24 protein-coding genes are annotated in these 20,970 nt (G+C 64.2%); 12 read left to right on the top strand and 12 right to left on the bottom strand.

Features of this window, described 5'->3' with window-relative positions:
• Positions 1 to 182 precede the first annotated feature (182 nt).
• Positions 183 to 512, top strand: a complete 330-nt coding sequence (gene sutA / locus IAE40_RS10665) for a transcriptional regulator SutA (protein WP_054891598.1) — start codon at positions 183 to 185, stop codon at positions 510 to 512.
• A gap of 91 nt (positions 513 to 603) precedes the next feature.
• On the opposite strand, the gene IAE40_RS10660 is transcribed toward sutA, so the two are convergent.
• From IAE40_RS10660 to lptM, 6 genes are read right to left on the bottom strand one after another with little or no spacing between them, the layout of a single operon-like run.
• Positions 604 to 1,299, bottom strand: coding sequence for an HAD family hydrolase (locus tag IAE40_RS10660; RefSeq protein WP_200603147.1), 696 nt, complete (start codon positions 1,297 to 1,299; stop codon positions 604 to 606).
• Positions 1,296 to 2,195: a tyrosine recombinase XerC gene (gene xerC / locus IAE40_RS10655; protein ID WP_063542116.1), complete on the bottom strand. Its 900-nt coding sequence runs from the start codon at positions 2,193 to 2,195 to the stop codon at positions 1,296 to 1,298. Before xerC ends, IAE40_RS10660 begins: the two co-directional genes overlap by 4 nt.
• Positions 2,195 to 2,905 carry a DUF484 family protein gene (locus IAE40_RS10650; RefSeq protein WP_054891601.1) on the bottom strand — a complete coding sequence of 237 codons (711 nt, stop codon included), beginning with the start codon at positions 2,903 to 2,905 and terminating at the stop codon, positions 2,195 to 2,197. The genes xerC and IAE40_RS10650 overlap by 1 nt, the downstream gene beginning before the upstream one ends.
• A gap of 13 nt (positions 2,906 to 2,918) precedes the next feature.
• A complete protein-coding gene (gene dapF / locus IAE40_RS10645) occupies positions 2,919 to 3,749 on the bottom strand; it encodes a diaminopimelate epimerase (protein ID WP_112897096.1) in 831 nt (276 codons plus the stop codon).
• 4 nt (positions 3,750 to 3,753) lie between these two features.
• Positions 3,754 to 5,001, bottom strand: coding sequence for a diaminopimelate decarboxylase (gene lysA / locus IAE40_RS10640; protein ID WP_200603146.1), 1,248 nt, complete (start codon positions 4,999 to 5,001; stop codon positions 3,754 to 3,756).
• Positions 5,002 to 5,010: 9 nt separating this feature from the next.
• Positions 5,011 to 5,214: an LPS translocon maturation chaperone LptM gene (gene lptM / locus IAE40_RS10635; RefSeq protein ID WP_054891604.1), complete on the bottom strand. Its 204-nt coding sequence runs from the start codon at positions 5,212 to 5,214 to the stop codon at positions 5,011 to 5,013.
• 211 nt (positions 5,215 to 5,425) lie between these two features.
• Between lptM and cyaY the strand changes: the two genes are divergently transcribed.
• From cyaY to rnk, 3 genes are all read left to right on the top strand, one after another.
• Positions 5,426 to 5,758 carry an iron donor protein CyaY gene (cyaY, locus tag IAE40_RS10630; protein WP_054891605.1) on the top strand — a complete coding sequence of 111 codons (333 nt, stop codon included), beginning with the start codon at positions 5,426 to 5,428 and terminating at the stop codon, positions 5,756 to 5,758.
• 1 nt (position 5,759) lies between these two features.
• On the top strand, positions 5,760 to 5,981 hold the full coding sequence (locus tag IAE40_RS10625; RefSeq protein ID WP_054891606.1) for a DUF1289 domain-containing protein: 222 nt from the start codon (positions 5,760 to 5,762) through the stop codon (positions 5,979 to 5,981).
• Between the two features lie 131 nt (positions 5,982 to 6,112).
• The gene (gene rnk / locus IAE40_RS10620) at positions 6,113 to 6,523 is read left to right on the top strand and encodes a nucleoside diphosphate kinase regulator (RefSeq protein WP_197889734.1); all 411 of its coding nucleotides are present in this window, start codon (positions 6,113 to 6,115) and stop codon (positions 6,521 to 6,523) included.
• Between the two features lie 46 nt (positions 6,524 to 6,569).
• Here the strand turns inward: rnk and IAE40_RS10615 are convergent, their stop codons facing one another.
• The 4 genes from IAE40_RS10615 to IAE40_RS10600 all read right to left on the bottom strand — a co-directional run bounded on the left by IAE40_RS10615 (position 6,570) and on the right by IAE40_RS10600 (position 11,174).
• On the bottom strand, positions 6,570 to 7,412 hold the full coding sequence (locus tag IAE40_RS10615) for a hypothetical protein (RefSeq protein ID WP_200603145.1): 843 nt from the start codon (positions 7,410 to 7,412) through the stop codon (positions 6,570 to 6,572).
• A 77-nt stretch (positions 7,413 to 7,489) separates the two neighbouring features.
• Positions 7,490 to 10,351, bottom strand: a complete 2,862-nt coding sequence (locus IAE40_RS10610) for a class I adenylate cyclase (protein WP_200603144.1) — start codon at positions 10,349 to 10,351, stop codon at positions 7,490 to 7,492.
• Positions 10,352 to 10,577: 226 nt separating this feature from the next.
• On the bottom strand, positions 10,578 to 10,823 hold the full coding sequence (locus tag IAE40_RS10605) for a TIGR02647 family protein (protein ID WP_197889736.1): 246 nt from the start codon (positions 10,821 to 10,823) through the stop codon (positions 10,578 to 10,580).
• A 45-nt stretch (positions 10,824 to 10,868) separates the two neighbouring features.
• Positions 10,869 to 11,174: a hypothetical protein gene (locus IAE40_RS10600; protein ID WP_054891610.1), complete on the bottom strand. Its 306-nt coding sequence runs from the start codon at positions 11,172 to 11,174 to the stop codon at positions 10,869 to 10,871.
• Between the two features lie 146 nt (positions 11,175 to 11,320).
• Between IAE40_RS10600 and IAE40_RS10595 the strand changes: the two genes are divergently transcribed.
• Positions 11,321 to 11,980, top strand: coding sequence for a glutathione S-transferase (locus IAE40_RS10595; RefSeq protein ID WP_200603143.1), 660 nt, complete (start codon positions 11,321 to 11,323; stop codon positions 11,978 to 11,980).
• A 116-nt stretch (positions 11,981 to 12,096) separates the two neighbouring features.
• On the opposite strand, the gene argH is transcribed toward IAE40_RS10595, so the two are convergent.
• Positions 12,097 to 13,491 carry an argininosuccinate lyase gene (gene argH, locus IAE40_RS10590; RefSeq protein WP_063542128.1) on the bottom strand — a complete coding sequence of 465 codons (1,395 nt, stop codon included), beginning with the start codon at positions 13,489 to 13,491 and terminating at the stop codon, positions 12,097 to 12,099.
• A gap of 309 nt (positions 13,492 to 13,800) precedes the next feature.
• Here argH and IAE40_RS10585 point away from each other — a divergent pair, with 309 nt between their 5' ends.
• The 7 genes from IAE40_RS10585 (at position 13,801) to rsd (ending at position 20,204) form a co-directional block, all read left to right on the top strand.
• Complete coding sequence (locus IAE40_RS10585) at positions 13,801 to 14,541, top strand: LytR/AlgR family response regulator transcription factor (protein WP_054891613.1); 741 nt, start codon at positions 13,801 to 13,803, stop codon at positions 14,539 to 14,541.
• A gap of 115 nt (positions 14,542 to 14,656) precedes the next feature.
• Complete coding sequence (gene hemC, locus IAE40_RS10580) at positions 14,657 to 15,598, top strand: hydroxymethylbilane synthase (protein ID WP_112897100.1); 942 nt, start codon at positions 14,657 to 14,659, stop codon at positions 15,596 to 15,598.
• Positions 15,595 to 16,362, top strand: coding sequence for a uroporphyrinogen-III synthase (locus IAE40_RS10575; RefSeq protein ID WP_063542134.1), 768 nt, complete (start codon positions 15,595 to 15,597; stop codon positions 16,360 to 16,362). The genes hemC and IAE40_RS10575 overlap by 4 nt, the downstream gene beginning before the upstream one ends.
• 46 nt (positions 16,363 to 16,408) lie before the next feature.
• Entirely contained in the window at positions 16,409 to 17,509 is a 1,101-nt protein-coding gene (locus tag IAE40_RS10570) for a uroporphyrinogen-III C-methyltransferase (RefSeq protein WP_054891616.1), read from the top strand.
• A complete protein-coding gene (locus IAE40_RS10565) occupies positions 17,506 to 18,747 on the top strand; it encodes a heme biosynthesis HemY N-terminal domain-containing protein (protein WP_200603142.1) in 1,242 nt (413 codons plus the stop codon). The genes IAE40_RS10570 and IAE40_RS10565 overlap by 4 nt, the downstream gene beginning before the upstream one ends.
• 264 nt (positions 18,748 to 19,011) lie before the next feature.
• Positions 19,012 to 19,512 carry a disulfide bond formation protein B gene (locus tag IAE40_RS10560; protein WP_200603141.1) on the top strand — a complete coding sequence of 167 codons (501 nt, stop codon included), beginning with the start codon at positions 19,012 to 19,014 and terminating at the stop codon, positions 19,510 to 19,512.
• A 221-nt stretch (positions 19,513 to 19,733) separates the two neighbouring features.
• Complete coding sequence (gene rsd / locus IAE40_RS10555; RefSeq protein ID WP_153772497.1) at positions 19,734 to 20,204, top strand: sigma D regulator; 471 nt, start codon at positions 19,734 to 19,736, stop codon at positions 20,202 to 20,204.
• A 9-nt stretch (positions 20,205 to 20,213) separates the two neighbouring features.
• Here rsd and IAE40_RS10550 read toward each other — a convergent pair whose 3' ends face one another.
• Entirely contained in the window at positions 20,214 to 20,879 is a 666-nt protein-coding gene (locus IAE40_RS10550) for an FKBP-type peptidyl-prolyl cis-trans isomerase (RefSeq protein WP_200603140.1), read from the bottom strand.
• Positions 20,880 to 20,970 lie beyond the last annotated feature (91 nt).

The raw sequence follows: 20,970 nt of genomic DNA, 5'->3' as shown, positions 1-20,970 counted from the left end.
GCTCAAGGATTTCGTCAGATCCCGCCAGGAGCTGGGATCTGCTGGGTGAAACGCCCTCACCAGGGGCCGTACATCCAAGGCAGTGGCCAACCCACGGCCAGTTGAATTTTCACTGGTGGCTGCCGGTCTACGGCATCACTGGTCTATAACTAACCTGCTTTTCGCAAGTCATGAGGTAGAACATGAGCGACGACGATCTGGAAAATGATGACCTCGAAGTAGGCGACGAAGACGAGGGTGATGAGGCCCTTGAAGCGGCATCCGACGACGGCGCGGAAGACGCCGGCGACGACGACAGCAGCCCTGCACCTGCCGCCAAAGGCAAGTCCAAGGCGGCAGTCTCGGTAGACGAGATGCCGAGCATGGAAGCCAAGCAGAAGGAACGCGACGCGCTGGCGCGCGCCATGGAAGAGTTCCTGGCACGCGGTGGCAAGGTCCAGGAAGTCGAGGCCAACGTGGTCGCCGATCCGCCCAAGAAGCCGGACAACAAGTACGGCAGCCGCCCTATCTGAGTGGCTGGATACAAAAAAGCCCGCGGTCGCTGCGGGCTTTTTTGTGGGTGGAATTTGGGTGTTCGTGCGGGCTTAGCCCGCGATAGGGCCGTCAGCGCCAGCGTGCCAGCACCTCGGGCAACTGCGACAGGCGCTGGATCTCGGCATCGGGCGCCTGCTCGCCGGCCCAGGCCTTGCCCTGGGGGTTGAACCAGACTGCGCGTAAGCCGGCGCGTTGGGCCCCGGCGATGTCGTCACCCGGATGATCGCCGACATGCACTGCGGCACTGGCCTCCACTTCACCGCGCTTGAGGGCTTCGCGGAAGGGCGCAGGGTCGGGCTTGCCGATCCCCAGGTCCTCGGCGCACAGGGCGAAGCGGAAGTAGTCCGAAATCCCAAGCCGCCGCACATCGGCATTGCCGTTGGTCACGACGCCCAGCACATAGTGATGGCGCAGGATCTCCAGCACCGGCTGCACTTCGGGAAACACCTCGACCTGATGCCGGGCATGCAGGAACACCTCGAAGGCCTCATTGGCGAGCGCCTGGGCGTGTTGCTCGCTGTAGCCGACCTCGGACAGTGCGTGGAACAGCACACGCCGGCGCAGGGCGCTGATGCGGTGCTTGAGGCCCGGTTCGGCCTGCACCAGGCGTTCGCGGATGGCATACAGGTGCTCGACCGGCACACCGCCCAGGGTTGGGGCATTGGCGGCAAGCCAGTCGCGCAGGACGGTTTCGGCACTGGTGATCACCGGTGCGGTGTCCCACAGGGTGTCGTCCAGGTCGAAGGTGATCAGCTTGATACTCATGAGTCGCTGCCTTTGCTGCGTTTGGCTCGGGGATGGGCGCTGTCGTAGACGGCGGCCAGGTGCTGGAAGTCCAGGTGGGTGTAGATCTGCGTGGTGCTGATGTCGGCGTGACCGAGCATCTCCTGTACCGCGCGCAGGTCCTGGGACGATTCGAGCAGGTGGCTGGCGAAGGAGTGGCGGAGCATGTGCGGGTGCAGGTGCTGGCCCAGTTCGCGTTCTCCGGCGACCTTGACCCGCAACTGGATGGCCCGTGGCCCCAGGCGCTTGCCTTGGCGGGTGACGAACATCGCACCGTCGCGTGGCGCGCTGATCCCGCGCAGTTTCAGCCACGCCTGCAGCGCTTCGCGCGCCTTGCGCCCGACCGGCAGGACGCGGGCCTTGCCACCCTTGCCCTGCACCTGGACCAGTCCGCCGGCCAGGTCCAGTTGTTCGAGGTCGAGGTTGGTCAGTTCCGACAGGCGCAGGCCCGAGGAGTAGAACAGTTCGAGAATGGCCTGGTCGCGACGGGCGATGAAGTCGTCGTCGACGCCGCCGTCGAGCAGTTGCAGGGCGCGGTCGGTGTCGAGGGTCTTGGGCAGGCGACGCTCACCCTTGGGCGGGGTCAGGCCGTTGGCCGGATCGTGCTGGCACAGCCCCTCACGGTTGAGGTAGCGATACAGGCCGCGCACCGCCGAGAGCAGGCGCGCCAGGCTGCGCGATGACTGGCCGTGGTGGTGCAGGCGTGCGATCAACTGGCGCAGTTGCTGGATCTGCAGGGCCTGCCAGCTGGCGATGCCCTGGGTGTTGCAGAATTCGACCACTTTTTCCAGGTCGCGGCGGTAGGCCAGCTGGGTGTGCTCGGACACCTGGCGCTCGTTGCGCAGGTGCGCGCAATAAGCTTCCAGCTGGCGTTCCATCAGCGTACCGAGCGCAGCGTCTGGGTGAAGCGCGGAACCACGCGACCGAGGACTTCGGCGATGTAGGTGAGGAACAGGGTGCCGACGCTGCTCTTGTAGTGCTGCGGGTCGCGGCTGCCAATGGCCAGCACGCCGTGCAAGCCCTGATGCTCCAGCGAGGCGACGGCACTGGAGCCGACGTCCTTGCGCTGGTCTTCGCCGAACAGGAATGCCAGCTCATGCTCGCGCAGGTTGCCGCTGACCGTCTTGCCACTGCCCAGCAGGCCACCGATGGCTTGTTGCGCCTCGGCACTGCTGACCCAGCGGCCGACCGGCGCGGCGTTCTCACCGAACAGGATCAGGCTGACGAAGGGCACCTGGAACTCCTGGCGCAAGCTGTCTTCGACCGCCATTACCACTTCCTCCAGGCTGCTGGCGTCGAGCAGGTCGAGGATGAGGCGGCGGGTCTTGTCGAATAGTCGGTCGTTGTCGCGGGCCACATCCATCAATTGCGACAGGCGATGGCGCATCTCGATGTTGCGGTCACGCAGCAGCTTGAGCTGACGTTCCACCAGCGACACGCTGTCGCCGCGCTGGTGGGGGATGCGCTGCTCGATGAGCAGTTCGTCATGTTCGGAGAAGAAGGTTGGGTGGGCACGCAGGTAGGCGACCACCGCCTCGGCGTCGAGGTCGGCGGCTTGCTTGGGTACAACCTGTGGCTGATCGGTCATGGCGGATACTCGCTTAGAGACGAACCTGTCCTTCGTAGACGCGTACGGCTGGGCCGGTCATCAATACCGGTTTGCCGGGGCCAGCCCATTCGATGCTCAGGCGCCCGCCCGGCAGGTCGATGGACACGGGAGAGTCCATCCAGCCCTGGGCGATGGCTGCCACGGCGGCGGCGCAGGCGCCGGTACCGCAGGCCTGTGTTTCGCCGGCACCGCGCTCCCAGACCCGCAGGTTGGCACGGTGGCGGTCCACGACCTGGATGAAGCCGGCGTTGACCCGCTGCGGGAAGCGCGGGTGGTGCTCGATCTTGGGGCCCAGCTCATGCACGGGGGCACTGCGCACGTCATCGACGCGCAGCACCGAATGCGGGTTGCCCATGGACACGGCGGCGATCGAGTGAACCTGGCCATCGACTTCCAGTGGATAGCTCAGCGCCTGCTGGTCGGCAACGAAGGGGATATCGGCCGGGATGAAGCGCGGCGGGCCCATGTCGACACAGACCTGGCCGTCGTTCTGCACATCAAGCTCGATGACACCGCCTTTGGTTTCGACGCGGATACGTTTCTTGGCGGTCAGGCGCTTGTCCAGCACGAAACGGGCAAAGCAGCGCGCGCCGTTGCCGCACTGTTCGACTTCGGAGCCATCGGCATTGAAGATCCGGTAGCGGAAATCCACTTCCGGATTGCTCGGTGCCTCGACGATCAACAGCTGGTCGAAGCCGATGCCGGTGTGGCGATCACCCCACTGCTTGGCATGCTTGGGCTGGATGTGCGCGTGCTGGCTGACCAGGTCCAGGACCATGAAGTCGTTGCCCAGCCCGTGCATCTTGGTGAAACGCAGCAGCATGGGTTCACTCCGGCAGCAGGCTTTCGCCGGCGAACAGTTCGGCAATGGTCTCGCGGCGGCGGACTTCGAAGGCCTGGTCGCCATCGACCAGGATTTCGGCGCAACGGCCACGGGTGTTGTAGTTCGAGCTCATGACGAAACCATAGGCGCCCGCGGAGTGCACGGCCAGCAGATCGCCTTCGGCCAGGTTCAGCTGGCGATCCTTGGCGAGGAAGTCACCGGTTTCGCAGATCGGGCCGACCAGGTCGTAGGCACGGCCTTCGCCTTCACGTGGCTTGACCGCGCTGACGCCCATCCAGGCCTGGTACAGCGCCGGACGGATCAGGTCGTTCATCGCCGCATCGATGATGGCGAAGTCCTTGTGCTCGGTGTGCTTGAGGTATTCGACGCGGGTCAGCAGCACGCCGCCGTTGGCGACGATGTAGCGGCCCGGCTCGAACACCAGGGCCAGGTCGCGAGCGCCGACGCGCTCACGGATGGCCTTGATGTAGTCGGCCACCAGCGGTGGTTGTTCGTCGCGATAGCGCACGCCGACGCCACCGCCCAGGTCGAGGTGACGCAGATGAATACCGCAGTCGGCAAGGCGGTCGACCAGGTCGAGCAGGCGGTCGAGGGCGTCAAGGAATGGGTCGACGGTAGTCAGTTGCGAGCCGATGTGGCAGTCGACACCGACCACGTCCAGGTTGGGCAACTGTGCGGCGCGCACGTAGATGGCTTCGGCATCGGCGATGGCGACGCCGAACTTGTTCTCTTTGAGGCCGGTGGAGATGTACGGATGGGTGCCGGCATCGACGTCCGGATTGACCCGCAGCGAGACCGGGGCGACCTTGCCCATCTCGGCGGCCACCACTTGCAGGCGCTCGAGTTCGTCGGTGGATTCGACGTTGAAGCAGTGCACGCCGACTTCCAGCGCGCGGCGCATGTCCTCACGGGTCTTGCCGACGCCGGAGAACACCACGCGGTCGGCCCGGCCGCCGGCGGCCAGCACACGCTCCAGTTCGCCACCGGAAACGATGTCGAAGCCCGCGCCAAGGCGTGCAAGCAGGTTCAGCACGCCGAGGTTGGAGTTGGCCTTGACCGCGAAGCACACCAGGTGCTCGACCCCTTGCAGGGCGTCGGTGTAGCTACGGTACTGGCCCTCGATGTGGGCGCGCGAGTAGACGTAGGTGGGGGTGCCGAAACGTTCGGCGATGGCCGACAGGGCCACGCCTTCCGCGAACAGTTCACCGTCGCGGTAGTTGAATGCGTCCATTGGATTTCCTTACTGCTCTGGCGACTGCTCTGGCAGCGATTCTTCGTCTTGCGGGGCGGCCTTGGCCGGCTGCGCGTGCTGGTGCGACGACTTGCGTGCGCTCTTGCCGTCCTTGCCGTCTTCAGGCAGGTACAGGGGGCCTTTCTGACCGCAGGCCGAAACGAGGCAGGCTACAGCGACCAGCGCCGCAATGGAGGAAATCAGGCGCTTCATGGGTGAAATCCTTTGAAATAAGCAGTATTGCGCCCGAGTATACCGAGCGACCAGCGGATTGCCTATGCAAGGGCCGGTCCGTCGGGCGGGCCAGGCTTGGTGGCTGTGAGGGTTGGGCTCGGTGCTGCCGGTCGCTAGTCTTTGCAATCAGCGCCCAGCGGTCGTATCGTGCCCGGCTTGCGTGTGTGCAGCCATTTTCGAGGTTCCTGCAATGAGTTTGAGCGAAGCGCGTTTCCACGACCTGGTCGACGCGACCCAACAGGCCCTGGAGGATCTGTTCGATGAGACCGACCTGGATCTGGACATGGAAAACTCCGCCGGTGTCCTGACGATCAAGTTCGACAACGGCAGCCAACTGATCTTCAGCCGCCAGGAGCCGCTGCGTCAGCTGTGGCTGGCCGACCGCTCGGGCGGTTTCCACTTCGACTATGACGAAGAGAGCGGCAAGTGGGTCTGCGAGAAGAGCGAAGAACTGCTCGGTGAGATGCTCGAGCGCATCGTCTGGGAGCGAGTCGGCGAGAAGCTGGACTTCGACGAGATCTGAGATGAGCGAGCAACCGCGGCCGCCCAAGCCGCTCTACAGCAACGTCAGCCCGGCCGTGCCTTCGCCGTGCATCAGCGTCTGCCGACTCGACGAGCGTCGGGTCTGCACCGGATGCATGCGGCATGTGGAGCATATCCGTGAATGGCGTTCGGCCGATGACGAACGGCGGCGGCAGATCTGCCGCGAGGCCGATGCGTTGAGGGCTTCGACGCCACAGGCTTGAGTATTTGCCCGGCTGTGGTAGTGTCAATCCGGTACTGGCCGCGCCAGAAGCATTCTCAAACCCCGCCCTTGGGCGGGGTTTTGCTTTATCTACAGCTTGAAATACTTCGTTGAAAGGAGTCTGACTGGACCATGAGCACCAAGCCTTCCCTCATCCTCACCCGACTGGACGTGCAGCGTCTTGAGCGTCTGCTCGACAGCCTCGACGAAAGCACGCCGGGTGTGCTCGCCCTGCAGGACGAGCTGGACCGCGCCGAACAGGTGGTCGGCCACGAGGAGGTCCCGGCGGGCGTGGTGACCATGAACTCGCGCGTGCACTGCCGCGAGGAAGCCACCGGCAAGGATTATCACCTGACCCTGGTCTACCCGAAGGATGCAGGGCCCGAAGGCAACGTCTCGATCCTGGCGCCGATCGGCTGTGCGCTGCTGGGGTTGTCGGTGGGCGACCAGATCGACTGGCCGGCGCCGGGTGGCAAGACGCTGAAGCTCAAGCTGCTCGAGGTGGAATACCAGCCTGAAGCGGCGGGTGATTTCGACCTGTAGTTGGCTAATACGGCAAGGCCACAGGCGAGGCCTTGCCGGGCATGCATCAGCGGGCCTGCCTGGCCCGCAGTTGGCTGGCATGGATGCAGTTGTCGACTATGCGGCTGCGCAGCGACCAGTCGGTGTTGATGATGCGGAATTTCTGGATGTAGCTGTTCAAGTCCTTCGATTCGAACCATTGGTCGATCTTGTCGCTGAAGTCATCCGGGCGGAACAGTTCGGCCAAGTTGTACTTGGCGCACTGGATTGCGCTCAGCTCGCCCCAGGTATCGTCCACCGGTGGTTGCTTGTCCATGAACGCCTTCAGTGTGGCGGTAGACGGTGCGTTTTCACCGATCCACACCTGACGTACGCCAGGCCAGTAATCGCCGCGGTCTCCATGGTTGTAGGCGATCACGATGTTCTTGCCCGGGTGTTGGCTCCACAAATCGTCCAGTGTCAGGTTGCTCAGTGACCTGGGGATAAACATCGAGCCGAAGTGCTGGTTCATCGCCTCGCGCAGCCAGCCGTGTTCGTTTTCGCCGAACCGATCGAACTGATGGAAGTCGAGGATCACGATTTCCTTGGCGTTGGCCGGCTCCTTGAAGAACTGCTTGAGCTGATTGAGGACGTCGCCGAACAGGGTGCGCCCGGAGCTGCTCATATGGAACAGCTGATAGCGGTAGGGTTGATCCAGGGTGTATTCGTGGTATGCCCGCACGCGCAAGTCCAGCACGCGAATACCGCCACGGACCTGATCGATACAGGGAACGTCCTGGGTGAGCTCCTGGGCGATCACGCCGCCGACCTCGGTGTCCATGCCCGAGTCGTGACTGCCGGGCAGAATCAGTTCGTGAATACGCAAGCTGCCCAGTTCAGGGGACGAGCCCATCCAACATGCTTTGTTCATCATCAAGTACTCCAGTGCTGAGAGCGCTTGATGGTGGTGCGGCCAATGGGTTGGTAGCAGCGGGAATCAATGCTGGGTCAGTACTGCGAAGTGCGCTGTTGCAGGTGCAGGCCTTCGTTCAGTGCCTGCTCGAGGGCTTGCTTGTGCCGCAGCAGAACCACAGTCGAGGCCGGTAGTTCGTCGTCCAGGCCCGACAAGTCCAAGTCAGTGATATAGCAGCGGTAATGACCGGCGCTACGGCGCTGCTCAAGGATCTGCCGCGCGACCACGGCATACAGCTGGTCGCCGTACTCAAGCTCGGAATACTCGAGCTGATTGCAATACAGCGTGACCTGTGGCGCCTGCTGCGGGGCGGCCTGAACGATCGCCTGCACTTCGTAGTAGGGCTGGGCTTCGTCCACTGCCGGTGTCGGGCGCCGCTCCACGCTCCGCGCTTTTCCCGGCCCATTGGGCAGCAACTGGTAATAGTGGATATCCAGCGCCGCCTGGCGACCGTCCAGCGGCAGACGCGCCCTGCGGCGCATGGCCACCGAGTTCAGGAAACGCTGCAAGGGCAACAGCATGTGCTCTTCGTCCTGCAGCGGCGATTGTTGATGCCACAGCGCACCATGCTCGTCGAGCACGTAGAGGTCGGCGTACGCTTCATGCAGGCGATAGAACACCTGAATGCACTCCGGCTGACCCAGTGCCAGCAACAGCGGCAAGTCGTGGTCCGTCAGGGCTTGGCCATCCAGTTGCAAGGGGCTGTAGTGCGCGCGTTCTTCGCCCAGGTGGGTGAGCAGCGCAGCGTGCCCTTCCAGCGTGGTCAGCTCGACCTGGCCCGCGTCGAGAGCCAGCACATGGGTATGCTGCGCCACTTGCAACAGGAAGCGATGACCGAGATCGCGCTCAAGCAGGCCCTGCACGGTGTTGAACAGTTCCTCGACGCGCTGGGCGATGGCCTGCGCGCGGTTGTGGCAGAAGCAGCGCACCGTCAGGCGCGGGCGCGGGTTGCGTAGGCCACGGCTGTTGAGGAAGTCGCGCAGGCAGCGCATCAAGGCGTGTTCGCCGTCGTAGCGCTGCACCAGCACTTCGTTCCAGCTGTTGAGGGTGACCTGGTCGAGCGTCAGCACCAGGTTTTCGCGTAACCCAGCGTAGCTCAGAGAGTCGGTGCGCTCGGTGGTCATCAGGATGTTCAGGTCACGGTGTTGACGCAGCGGATCGAGGCCGACATTCACCAGCAGCAGGACTTCCTGGGCCACGCTCGGTTGCAGCAGGTCGATGTCGCTGACGTTCGGCAGCGGCAGCGGCAGGCTCTGCTGCAAGCTTCCCAGCAGGTTGAACAGCTCGAATTCGCTCAGGTCGCTGACACCAGGGTGCAGAGCCAGGCGGGTGCTGCTGTCGATGACGCCGTTGCGGTGCGCCCAGGTCAGCAGTTCGAGCAGTTCGCGGCAGCGTTTGATCGGGCTGAAATGTTCCCACTCGTGCACGCCCAGGTTGCCGTTGTACAGGCCCCAGTGGTGGGTGCCCGGCTCCTTGCGGTTGGGCGACTGGACGAGGGTGAGCGTGTCTTCGGCGACGTCCGGGGCGATGCCCGGGTTGATGACTTCGATCTTGCCGGCGCGGCGCTCGAAGGCTGCGTACAGGCGTCGACCCAGCACGTTGAGGTCGCGTTGATCGGCGCGGCTGCTGGCGTTCTGGTCGCGGGCGAACTGGCTGAGGAAGCGGTAGCTGTAGTTCAGCTCGGCCACCAGCTCGCGACGCTCGACCGCCACCTGGCGGACCTTCCACTGGCTGCGGCTGTCGAGCAGGGCCAGTTGGCGCTCGTCCCAGCCCCACTCCTCGGTCAGGCGCTCCAGGAGCTGGCGCTGCCAGCCGGTGCTGCGTGTGCGGGCCAGGGCGCTGAGCTTCTTGTTGACCTTCAGGTAGAGGCTGCGTCGCACCAGCTCCAGGCGCGCGTGCTCGCCGCGGCGCTGCAGGTACTGCTCGATCCGCCGGTAGACCATGACATAAGGGTCCAGCTCGTCGAGGTCCAGGCGGTTGGCGAACACCGCACGTTTGTAGTCCAGGCTCAGGCAGCGCACTTCGGGGTGCTCGCTGGCGTAGACCTCGGTCAGCAGCAGCTTGAGCAGCGATTTGTAGGGCGAGTCGATGCCCTTGAACAGTTGCCACAGCCCGGCGCCGACGAACTCACCCGGCGGGATGTGCGCGAGGTGGCCGAGGTCGAGGTCGTCCTGGGCGCGAATGAAGCGCTTGGACAGCAGCGTCTGGGTGTAAGCCTGGTAGTTGTGCTCTTCGTAGACCGGCACCAGCCACCACAGCGGCGTGCGTCCGGCCAGCCAGATCGCCGTGCGATAGAACTCGTCGAGCAGCAGGTAATGCTGGGTGGTGCCGCAGTCGTCGGAGCTGAGCTGGCTGTCGCGTTCGCCCTGGACAAAGCCCTGGGGCTCGATCAGGAAGAAATGCGCCTCGGCGCCCTGGGTAGCGGCCCAGGCCTCGAGCAACTGGCATTTGCGCCGCAGCTCGGCCAGGGCGCCCTCGCCAATCCCCGGTGCATGGCAGACCCACAGGTCCATGTCGCTTTGCTCGGCCTGGGCCAGGGTGCCGAGGCTGCCCATGAGGAACAGGCCGTGAATCGGCCGTGGCGGGTTGCCGTGGCGGGCCTTGTAGGTGAAGGAGCGGGTCAGGCGCTGGGCCTCGGCCAACAGATCGGCGTCCGGCTCGAAGCCCGAGACGCCCGCTGGCGTGCTGCCCGACACATAGCCCGGCAGCAGCGGATGATTGACGTGGAAGAACAGCGGCAGCAGCGTCAGTACCTGCTGCTGGCGGCTGGACAGTCCTTCCATGGCCCGCTCGAGGCGCCCCTGGTTCAGCTGGAGAAAACGCCCGCGCAGGGTCGACAGCACCTTGCGGTCGATACCGTCGTGCAGATCGGGGCGAATTTCATGGGGGTGGTTCATGACGCACTCAGACAGGCCGGGGGAGCACCGGCGAGTTTAGCCTGAGTGGCGAGGGCGGATAAGAGGGTGAGTGGCATTTTGACGCCATTTTTCCAGCGTCTGAGAAAGTGCGATGTCTTTATGGGCCTCATCGCGGGACAAGCCCGCTCCCACAGATCCAACCAGACCCTTGAAAACGGTGCTGCACCTGTGGGAGCGGGCTTGTCCCGCGATGAGGCCGGCGCAGTTATGCAGGCTGTGGGTTTTTCAGGACATTCAGCAGCAACTGCACGCTCTCCACCGCATCGTGTCCCAGGCTGGTCAGGTAACCGCCGTCTGGCTGATCGGTCAGTTGCTTGTCATGCAGGCGTTTGGCCGCAGCGACCAGGGCTGGCGAGGCATTGGCGTGAATCTTGATCCCTTCCTGGCTGCTGTCGAGGTTGAACAGCGCAAGGACTTCCAGTTCGGCGATCAATTCGGGGGTGAAGGACATGGGCGACTCCTGACTTCCAGACGAGGATGGAAGTCAGGAGTGTAGTCAGGCTTCGTCGTCGTCGCCTTGATTTGCCTCAGGTGGCAATTCGGGCAGGGCACGCAGGGCATTTTCGTACCACTCGGTATCGAATGCGCGGTCCTCGGTGAGCAGCGCGTCGATCTCGATGGCCAGCACGTGGGCCATGAGGTTGAGGATGTCTTCGCGTTCGTAGCCGACCAGGGTCAGCTTGTTGAAGGTGGCCTTGGCGGCAGGCGGATTGCCGCTCTCGATCTGGTTCTCGATGGCCTGGGTCAGCGTCGCCTCGGCGAATTCTTCGTCGTCGTTTTCGATGTCGGTGGGTTCGCTCATGGCGCTACTCCTGTGATGAAAGCGACAGTGTGCCATGCCTGTGTCGGCAATGCCCGGTCATCGACGCGCGCCATGATGCTGGTCAGGGGGTGGCCAGGCGGCTATAACAGCCAGGCCAACCCCTTACGGCCTGGAGGCTGTCGTTCATGCTCAAGCTCTACGGATTCGCGGTCAGCAACTACTACAACATGGTCAAGCTGGCCCTGCTCGAAAAAGGCGTGCCCTTCGAGGAAGTGCCGTTCGTTTCCGGGCAGACGCCCGAGGTGCTGGCCATCAGCCCGCGTGGCAAGGTTCCGGCGCTGGGAACCGAACACGGCTTTCTCAGTGAGACAAACGTGATCCTCGACTACATCGAGCAGACCCACCCCGAGCATCCGCTGCTGCCCAGTGATGCATTCGGGCAGGCCAAGGTGCGTGAGCTGCTCAAGGAGATCGAGCTGTACATCGAGCTGCCAGCACGTACCTGCTACGCCGAAGCGTTCTTCGGTACGGCGGTGGAGCCGCTGATCAAGGAGCGGGCGCGCAGCGAGCTGCTGGCAGGTTTCGCCACGCTCAAGCGCAACGGCAAGTTCGCGCCTTATGTCGCTGGCGAAAAGCTGACCCTGGCTGACCTGATGTTCTGCTTCTCGGTCGACCTGGCGTGTGCGGTAGGCAAGAAGGTGCTGGGGATCGATTTCCTGGCGGACTTCCCACAGGCAGCGGCGCTGTTGGGGAAGCTGCGCGAGCATCCGCACATGGCGCGGATCGTGGCGGACAAGGAGGCGGCGATGCCAAGGTTCATGGAGATGGTGCAGAACAAGCGGTGATGGGAAGAAGGGCCGCTGTGCGGCCCATCACGGCACAAGGCCGCTTCACAGGGTTCGAGGTGTCCTGTGGCAGCGGCCTTGTGTGGTGACTCGAGGGCGAGGCCCTCGGTACGCGCTTAGCGGGAAGCCAGCAGCGCCTTGCCGCGCGCCACCGCTGCACGCACTTGTGCCGGCGCGGTGCCGCCGATGTGGTTGCGCGCGTTCACCGAGCCTTCCAGGGTGAGTACGGCAAACACGTCCTGCTCGATCTGATCGCTGAACTGACGCAGCTCGTCCAGGCTCATCTCGGCCAGGTCCTTGCCGGTGTCGACGCCGTACTTCACGGCGTGCCCGACAATCTCGTGGCAGTCGCGGAATGGCAGGCCGCGGCGCACCAGGTAGTCGGCAAGGTCGGTGGCGGTGGAGAAACCACGCAGCGCCGCTTCACGCATGATTGCGTGCTTGGGCTTGATCGCCGGGATCATGTCGGCAAAGGCACGCAGCGAGTCGCGCAGGGTGTCGGCGGCGTCGAACAGCGGTTCCTTGTCTTCCTGGTTATCCTTGTTATAGGCCAGCGGCTGGCCTTTCATCAGCGTGAGCAGGCCGGTCAGGGCGCCGAACACGCGGCCGGTCTTGCCACGCACCAGCTCCGGGACGTCCGGGTTCTTCTTCTGCGGCATGATCGAGCTACCGGTGCAGAAGCGATCAGGCAGGTCGATGAACTGGAACTGCGCACTGGTCCACAGCACCAGCTCTTCGGAGAAGCGCGACAGGTGCATCATCGCCACGCTGGCGGCCGCACAGAATTCGATGGCGAAGTCACGGTCCGAGACGCCGTCCAGCGAGTTGCCGGCCACGGCTTCGAAGCCCAGCAGCTTGCAGGTCAGTTCACGGTCGATCGGGTAGGTGGTGCCGGCCAGCGCCGCGCTGCCCAGCGGCATGCGGTTGGCGCGCTTGCGGCAGTCGACCAGGCGCTCGTAGTCGCGGCTGAGCATTTCGAACCAGGCCAGCAGATGGTGGCCGAAGGTCACCGGCTGGGCGGTCTGCAGGTGGGTGAAGCCGGGCATGACGGTTTCGGCTTCGCGCTCGGCCTGCTCCAGCAGACCCTGTTGCAGGCGGGTGATCTCGTCCAGGATCAGGTCGATCTCGTCACGCAGCCACAGGCGGATGTCGGTGGCGACCTGGTCGTTGCGGCTACGGCCGGTGTGCAGTTTCTTGCCAGTGATACCGATGCGGTCGGTCAGGCGCGCCTCGATGTTCATGTGCACGTCTTCGAGGTCGACACGCCAGTCGAACTGACCCGCTTCGATTTCACCCTGGATGGTTTGCAGGCCATCAATGATGGTGTCGCGCTCGGCGTCGGAGAGTACGCCGACCTGCGCCAGCATGGTGGCGTGGGCGATCGAACCCATGATGTCGTGACGGTACAGGCGCTTGTCGAAATCGACCGAGGCGGTGAAACGGGCGACGAAGGCGTCGACGGGCTCACTGAAGCGGCCGCCCCAGGACTGGTTGGTCTTGTCGGTGCTCATGGATCCACTCATAGAAGGCGTGAATGAAAAAGTGGCGCCGATCATAGCAGGGTTGGGCTTCGCTAAGCAGGGCGCCGGTCGCGAGAAATTGCCGGTGTACGCCGGGTGGCGGGCGCCACAGGATATTCAACGATTGAACGGCAGTGTTCCACGGACCGTCTACAGTTGGACAGAGGACTGGCAGCGATTCTGCCAGACCAGTGAATCTTTGGCCTTCGCATGGGTCTGTAGCGTGACCGTTACAACGGTCACCGACTCCTGTCTACGCTTGTACCCACTGCGAGACTCACTCAGGAATCCAGCGCAATTATGAATGTCCTGATCGTTGATGATGAACCCCAGGCCCGCGAGCGCCTGAGCCGACTGCTTGGTGAGCTCGAGGGCTATACGGTGCTTGAGCCCAGTGCCACCAATGGCGAGGAGGCCCTGGCGCTGATCGATAGCCTCAAACCCGATGTCGTCCTGCTGGACACCCGCATGCCGGGCCTCGATGGCCTGCAGGTGGCGGCGCGTCTGTGCGAACGCGAGGCGCCACCGGCGCTGGTGTTCTGCCTCGATGACGACGAGCAGGAGGCATTCAGCCAGAGCGCCCTCAGCCATGTAGGTCGCACGACCCAGCCCCAGGCCCTGCGCGATGCCCTGCGCAAGGCGGAAAAACCCAACCGCACCCAGCTCGCCGCCCTGACCCGCCCGTCCACCGAAAGCGGAGGCGGCCCGCGTAGCCATATCAGTGCGCGAACGCGCAAGGGTATCGAGCTGATTCCCCTGCCCCAGGTGATCTACTTCATTGCCGACCACAAGTACGTGACCCTGCGCCACGAGTCTGGCGAAGTGCTGCTGGACGAGCCGCTGAAATCGCTGGAAGACGAATTCGGCGAGCGCTTCGTGCGTATCCATCGCAACGCCCTGGTGGCCCGCGAGCGTATCGAGCGCCTGCAGCGCACACCGCTGGGGCATTTCCAGCTGTTTCTCAAAGGCCTCGACGGCGATGCCCTGACTGTCAGCCGCCGGCATGTGGCCGGTGTGCGCAAGATGATGCAGACGCTCTGACCGAGGTGAATGCCGGCCGCTGCCAGGGATGGCGGGCCAGGTGATGACCTGGATCTGCTAGCGAGGCTGGCGGAGCTGTTATCATCGGCGGCATTTCTCTGCTTCGGGGCGTTACATGTCCACTCGCGAAATCCGCATTGCCACCCGTAAAAGTGCCCTGGCCCTGTGGCAGGCCGACTATGTCAAAGCTCGCCTTGAGCAGGCCCATCCGGGCCTGGTCGTGACCCTGGTGCCGATGGTCAGCCGCGGCGACAAGCTGCTCGACTCGCCCCTGGCGAAAATCGGCGGCAAGGGCCTGTTCGTCAAGGAGCTGGAAACCGCCCTGCTCGACAACGAAGCCGATATCGCCGTGCATTCGATGAAGGATGTGCCCATGGACTTCCCCGAAGGCCTGGGCCTGTACTGCATCTGCGAGCGCGAAGACCCGCGCGACGCCTTCGTTTCCAACACGTTCGACAGCCTTGAGGCGCTGCCGGCCGGCAGCGTCGTCGGCACCTCCAGCCTGCGCCGCCAGGCCCAGTTGCTGGCGCGCCGCCCTGATCTGGAAATCCGCTTTCTGCGCGGCAACGTCAATACCCGCCTGGCCAAGCTCGACGCCGGTGAGTACGACGCCATCATCCTGGCTGCCGCAGGCTTGATTCGCCTGGGCTTCGAAGACCGCATCACCTCCAGCATCAGTGTCGATGACAGCCTGCCGGCCGGTGGCCAGGGGGCTGTCGGTATCGAGTGTCGCAGCGCCGACAGTGAGATCCACGCCCTGCTGGCGCCGCTCAACCACCCCGATACCGCTGACCGCGTGAAGGCCGAGCGGGCGATGAACAAGCACCTCAACGGTGGCTGCCAGGTGCCGATCGCCTGCTATGCCGTGCTTGAAGGCGATCAATTGTGGCTGCGTGGCCTGGTCGGCCAGCCCAGTGGCGGGACGTTACTGATGGCAGATGCCCGCGCCCCGCGTGCCGACGCCGAAACCCTGGGCGTGCAGGTGGCCGAAGACCTGCTGGGGCAGGGCGCCGAGGCGATCCTCAAGGAAGTCTACGGCGAGGCCGGCCATCCGTGAGCGGCTGGCGCCTGCTGCTGACCCGCCCCGAAGAGGAGTGCGCGGCTTTGGCGCAGAGCCTGGCTGCTGTCGGAATCGCCAGCAGCCGCTTGCCCTTGCTGGCGATCGACCCGCTGACCCTGGATCAAACGGCCCAGGCGCGACTGGCCGACATCGGCCAGTACCAGGCGATCATCGTGGTGAGCAAACCCGCAGCGCGCCTGCTGCTCGAGCGGCTCGCCGACGAGGGCATCGCGGCGCCGCTTCAGGGCTGGTTCACTGTGGGGGAGGCGACGGCACGCATTCTCCAGGCTGCCGATCTGCAGGTGACTTTCCCTACAGCGGGTGATGACAGTGAGGCCTTGCTCGGTCTATCTGTCCTGCGAGAGGCTGTCGCAGTTCCTACAGCACGCGTCCTGATTGTCCGCGGTGTCGGTGGTCGTGAATGGCTGGCCGAGCGTCTTGGTGAGCAAGGTGCTAGTGTCGATTATCTGGAACTGTATGAACGTCGCCTGCCGGATTATCCCCCAGGCAGCCTGATGCGCCGGATCCAAGCGGAACGCCTGAACGGGCTGGTGGTCAGCAGTGGGCAGGGTTTCGAACACCTGCTCCAGCTGGCCGGTGCGGATTGGCCGCGTCTGGCGGGGCTTGCGCTGTTCGTGCCAAGCCCGCGCGTAGCCGAACAGGCCAGGGCGGCAGGCGCCCAACAGGTTGTGGATTGCCGTGGCGCGAGCGCCGCGGCCTTGCTGGCAGCCGTGCAGCGCAGCGCTGCACCTGCCTCCTAAGGCGTCGAGCGGATTGCGACGACGCCCCCATGCAAAGGATGGATACGTGAGCGAGACTGTCTTGTCCAACAACGAACAACCTTCGGCGATCGATGCGCCGCAGACTCCCGTCGAGCAACCGGCCAAGCGCGCCGGCAATGGCCTGGCCCTGCTGGCGCTGTTGATCGGCGCCGCCGGTGTGGCCGTCGGTGGTTGGGGCGCATGGCAGGTGCGCCAGCTGCAAGGCAGCGAGCAGGGGCAGGGCGAGCATATCGAGGCGCTGAACCAGCGCGCCGAAGCGCTGCAACAACGCCAGCAGCAATTCGGCTCGCAACTCGCGACCTTGCCCGCAGCCAGCGAACTCGAAGACCGCCGCCGCCTGGTGGCACAGTTGCAGAGTGACCAGCAAAGGCTCAGCCAGCGCCTGGAAACCGTGCTTGGCGAAAGCCGCAAGGAGTGGCGTCTGGCCGAGGCCGAGCATCTGTTGCGCCTGGCCACCCTGCGCCTGTCGGCGCTGCAGGACATCGCCAGTGCCAAGGCGTTGGTCGAAGGTGCCGACGAGATCCTGCGCGAGCAGAGCGATCCGGGCGCCTTCGCGGCGCGCGAGCAACTGGCGCGCAGCCTGGCGACGCTCAACAGCACCCAGCAACCCGACCGTACCGGATTGTTCCTCAAGCTCGCCGCCCAGCGCGAGCAGGTACAGCAACTGAGTGCCCAGTCGCCTGAATTCAACAGCGATGCCGATGCCCTTGGTGCGCTGACCGCCGACGGCGATGGTGCAAGCCGCCTGTCCCGGTGGTGGGCAGAGATTTCCAAGTACTTCCAGATCGATTTCGACGCCGACCAGAACGTACGCCCGTTGCTGGCCGGGCAATCGCTCAACCAGCTGCGTCTCGCGCTGAGCCTTACCATCGAGCAAGCCCAGTGGGCGGCGCTCAATGGGCAGGCCAAGGTCTACAGCCAGGCGCTGGACGATGCGCGCAGCGTGCTGCTGGCCAACTTCAACCCGGACAACCCGCAAAGCAAGGCCATGCTCGACAGCCTCAACGCACTGGCCGAGCAGCCCGTCTCGGTGGTCGTGCCTGACCTGAGCGAAAGCCTCGCCGCCGTGCAGGCCTATATCCAGCGGCGCCATCTGCCGGCCGAAGGCGAAGGGGGCAAGCCATGAAGCGTGTCTACCTGCTGGCGGTGGTGGCGATCGTCATCGCCGCGGCCTTGGGCGTTGCCATTGCCAAGCACAGTGGCTACGTGCTGATCGCCTATGGCGGCTTCCGTTACCAGTCTGGGCTGTGGGCGGCGCTCGCGGCACTGGTGGTGCTGGTGCTGACGCTGCTGTTGCTGCGTTACCTGGTCGGCCTGGTGCTGGCCTCCAGCGGGGTGGTCAACCCTTGGTCGCGACGCAATCGCAGCCGACGTGTGCGTATCGCCATCGAGCAGGGCCAACTGGACCTCGCCGAAGGTCGTTGGGCCAGCGCTCAGCGCCACCTGCACCGCGCCGCCGAAGCCGAGCGTCAACCCTTGCTGTACTATCTCGGCGCCGCCCGCGCGGCCAACGAGCAGGGGCGCACCGAAGACAGCGACAACCTGCTCGAGCGCGCCTTGGAGCGTCAGCCCCAGGCGGAGCTGGGTATCGCCCTGACCCATGCGCAGCTGCAGATGGACCGCGGCGACAGTGGCGGTGCCCTGGAAACCCTGCTGGCGATGCAGGCACGGCATCCGCACAACGCCCAGGTGCTGCGTTTGCTGCAGCGGTTGCACCGCGAGCGCGGTGACTGGCCGGCGTTGATCCGCCTGCTGCCGGACCTGCGCAAGGGCAAGGTGCTGCCGGGCAACGAGCTGGCCGAGCTGGAGCAGCGTGCCTGGGGCCAGAACCTGACGCTGGCCGCAACCCGGGGCGAGGACTCTCAAGCCGCCCGCCAGTCGCTGGAGCGCGCCTGGCAACAGCTCACCTCGGCCCAGCGCCAGGAGCCGCAACTGGTGCTGGCCTATGCCGAGCAACTGCGCCAGGTCGACGCCCAGGGTGAAGCCGAGCAGGTGCTGCGTACCGCGCTGAAGCGTCAGTTCGAAAGCCACCTGGCGCGCCTTTATGGCCTGGTGCGCGGCGATGACCCGGCGCGCCAATTGCAGACCGCCGAAGGCTGGCTCAAGGATCATCCCCAAGACCCCAGCTTGCTGCTTACCCTGGGTCGCCTGAGCCTGCAGAACCGCCTATGGGGCAAGGCGCGCGACTACCTCGAAAGCAGCCTGCGCATGGAGCGTAACCCGGAAACCTGCGCCGAGCTTGCGCGGTTGTTGGCTGGGTTGGGCGAAACCGAGCGCAGCAACCAGCTGTTCCAGGAGGGCCTTGGCCTACTGGACGAGCGCTTGCTGGCCTTGCCGTTGCCTGAGGGTGTGCACGCTTCCTGAGCTCGCCTTGGCCACTGCGTAGCCCGATCGCAACACCAGGCACCTGCTGCCTGGTGTTGCGATCGGGCACATCCAATGGGCTATTTCCCGTGGCAGTGGTAGGACGGAGTTTGCCCAGTGGCCAAGCTTCGGATATCTCCTACCAAGATCCGAAAACTTTCCCTTTGAATCAGCGACTTGTCCCAGCTGTAGTAACTTGAAACAGTGATCCTCTTTCCTCTACCGTTTCAAGCCCCTACTGCTCTTCCGGGATTTCCATCACTCATGTCGCTGGCTCGCTCGCGCTCCTTGTTCTTTGCAGCCTTCTTCGCCTCGCTCGCCACCTTGAGCGGGGCGAGTTTGCTTGAGAACTGGCTCGGCCTGGTTCCGTGCCCCCTGTGCCTGACCCAGCGCCTGTTGCTGGGGCTCTACGCCCTGGTCTGCCTGTGCGCCATGCTGCATGCCCCGGGTGCAGCCGGCATGCGTGTCTATGCGTGGCTGGCAGGTGGTTTTTCCTGTGCCGGTGTCGCGCTGGCGTCACGACAGGTGTGGCTGCAAGGTGAGTGGCTTGCGGTTACCCCCGAACCTTTCGCGCATACACTCCAGCGCTCCTGGCCAGAGGCGTTGGAGCGTCTGCTGATCGGCGGCTCCGAATGTATTTCGATCAGCTGGAGCTTCCTCGACCTCACGCTCCCCGAATGGAGCCTGATGGCCTTCCTGCTGCTGACGGCGCTGCCCTTGTACTACCTGCTGGCGTATCGTTTCCGCAACCCTGGCGGCAGTTGACCCAGCGCAATTGCGCGACCAATGGTCCCGTGCATGGGCATCAAACGCTTGTATGAACTTAGTCCACTGCGTACCTTGATGGTCAGCACGCGCGGGAATAATCTCCCCTGCACGCACATTGAAAACATACGGTTCGATGCCGCTCTGCGGATGTCACCTTTGTGTCGCGCAGTTGTGACGCGAGGTGCAGCGGCATCTGCCCAGCTAGGGATGAGACTGCCATGCTCGATAGTTGCCAGAACGCCCAGGAACGATGGGGTGGGGTTCACAAGCTGATCGACCGTTGGCTGGAGGAGCGTCATGAACTGGTGCAGGCCTTCCGCGCACTGCGCGATGCCAAGCCAGCCTTCGCCGACAAGGACAAGAACCGCGACTTCTGCGCGATCCTGGTCGACTACGTGTCGGCCTGGCATTTCGAGGTAAGCGAGCAGTTGGTCACTGAAGCAAAGGCTTTCGGCGACGAGCAGGCGCTCAAGCTGGCCGAGGAAATCAACCCCCGGATCAATGACATCACCCAGATCGCTCTGGCTTTCAATGACCATTGCGAGAAAGGCGAATGCACGGATACCGAGCGTTTCGCCGATAAGCTCGGCAAGCTGGGCAGCCTGTTGCATGAACGCTTCGAGCTCGAAGACTGCCTGATCGAAGTGCTGCACAACGCGCACAAGGAAGAGGATGCGGTACAGGCCTGACGGCCTGTCTCAGTCGCCAACTGCCAGCAGTTCGATCTCGAACACCAGCGGGGTATAGGGCGCGATCAGGTCGCCCGCCCCATCGGCGCCATAAGCCTGCGCCGACGGAATCACCAGTCGCCACTTGGCGCCTGTCTTCATGTGTGGCAATGCCACCTGCCATCCTTCGATCACCGAGCCCAGGCTGAACCACTGCGGTTGCTGGCTCTGGTCGAACACCGAGCCGTCCGGCAGCTTGCCGACATACCGAACCTGCACTTTCCCACCCGCCTTGGGTTGCGCGCCGCTGCCGCTGGCCAGCTCGCTGTAGAGCACACCCTCGGGCAGTTCGTGCACGCCGTTGCGGGCGCGCTCGTTGGCCATGAAGCGTTTTTCTGCGACCAGCAGCTTGTCGACCTGCGCCTGCTGTGCGGCAGCGTTGGCTTGCTCGTCATGCTGTTGGAGGATCGCCTGCATGCGCGTCTTGTCGATGCGCGGCGGCTGGCCTTGGTAGGCCTGGCGCAGACCCTCGACCAGCTCATCTAGCTGCAGGTCGGGCATCTCCTGGCGCAGGCGTTCGCCAAGGCTTGCGCCGAGGCTGTAGGCCAGGTCCTGGTCATTGGCGGGGGGCGTTCGAGGGGCGGCCAGGGCAGAGGCTGCCAACAGGCTCAAGCCGAGAATCAGATAACGAGGCACGGGCAACTCCTGCGGCGATGAAGGCGAAGTATGCCAGCCTTTGTTGTCGGCCAATGTGTAAATGTCAGCAATCATTTAATCGACTACTACA

The sequence above is a fragment of the Pseudomonas sp. S44 genome, assembly GCF_016624805.1.
In the GTDB taxonomy this organism is placed as follows: domain Bacteria; phylum Pseudomonadota; class Gammaproteobacteria; order Pseudomonadales; family Pseudomonadaceae; genus Aquipseudomonas; species Aquipseudomonas machongensis.
The sequence above is the reverse complement of the archived record's forward strand: the minus strand, read 5'-3'. Positions and strand labels throughout refer to the sequence as shown.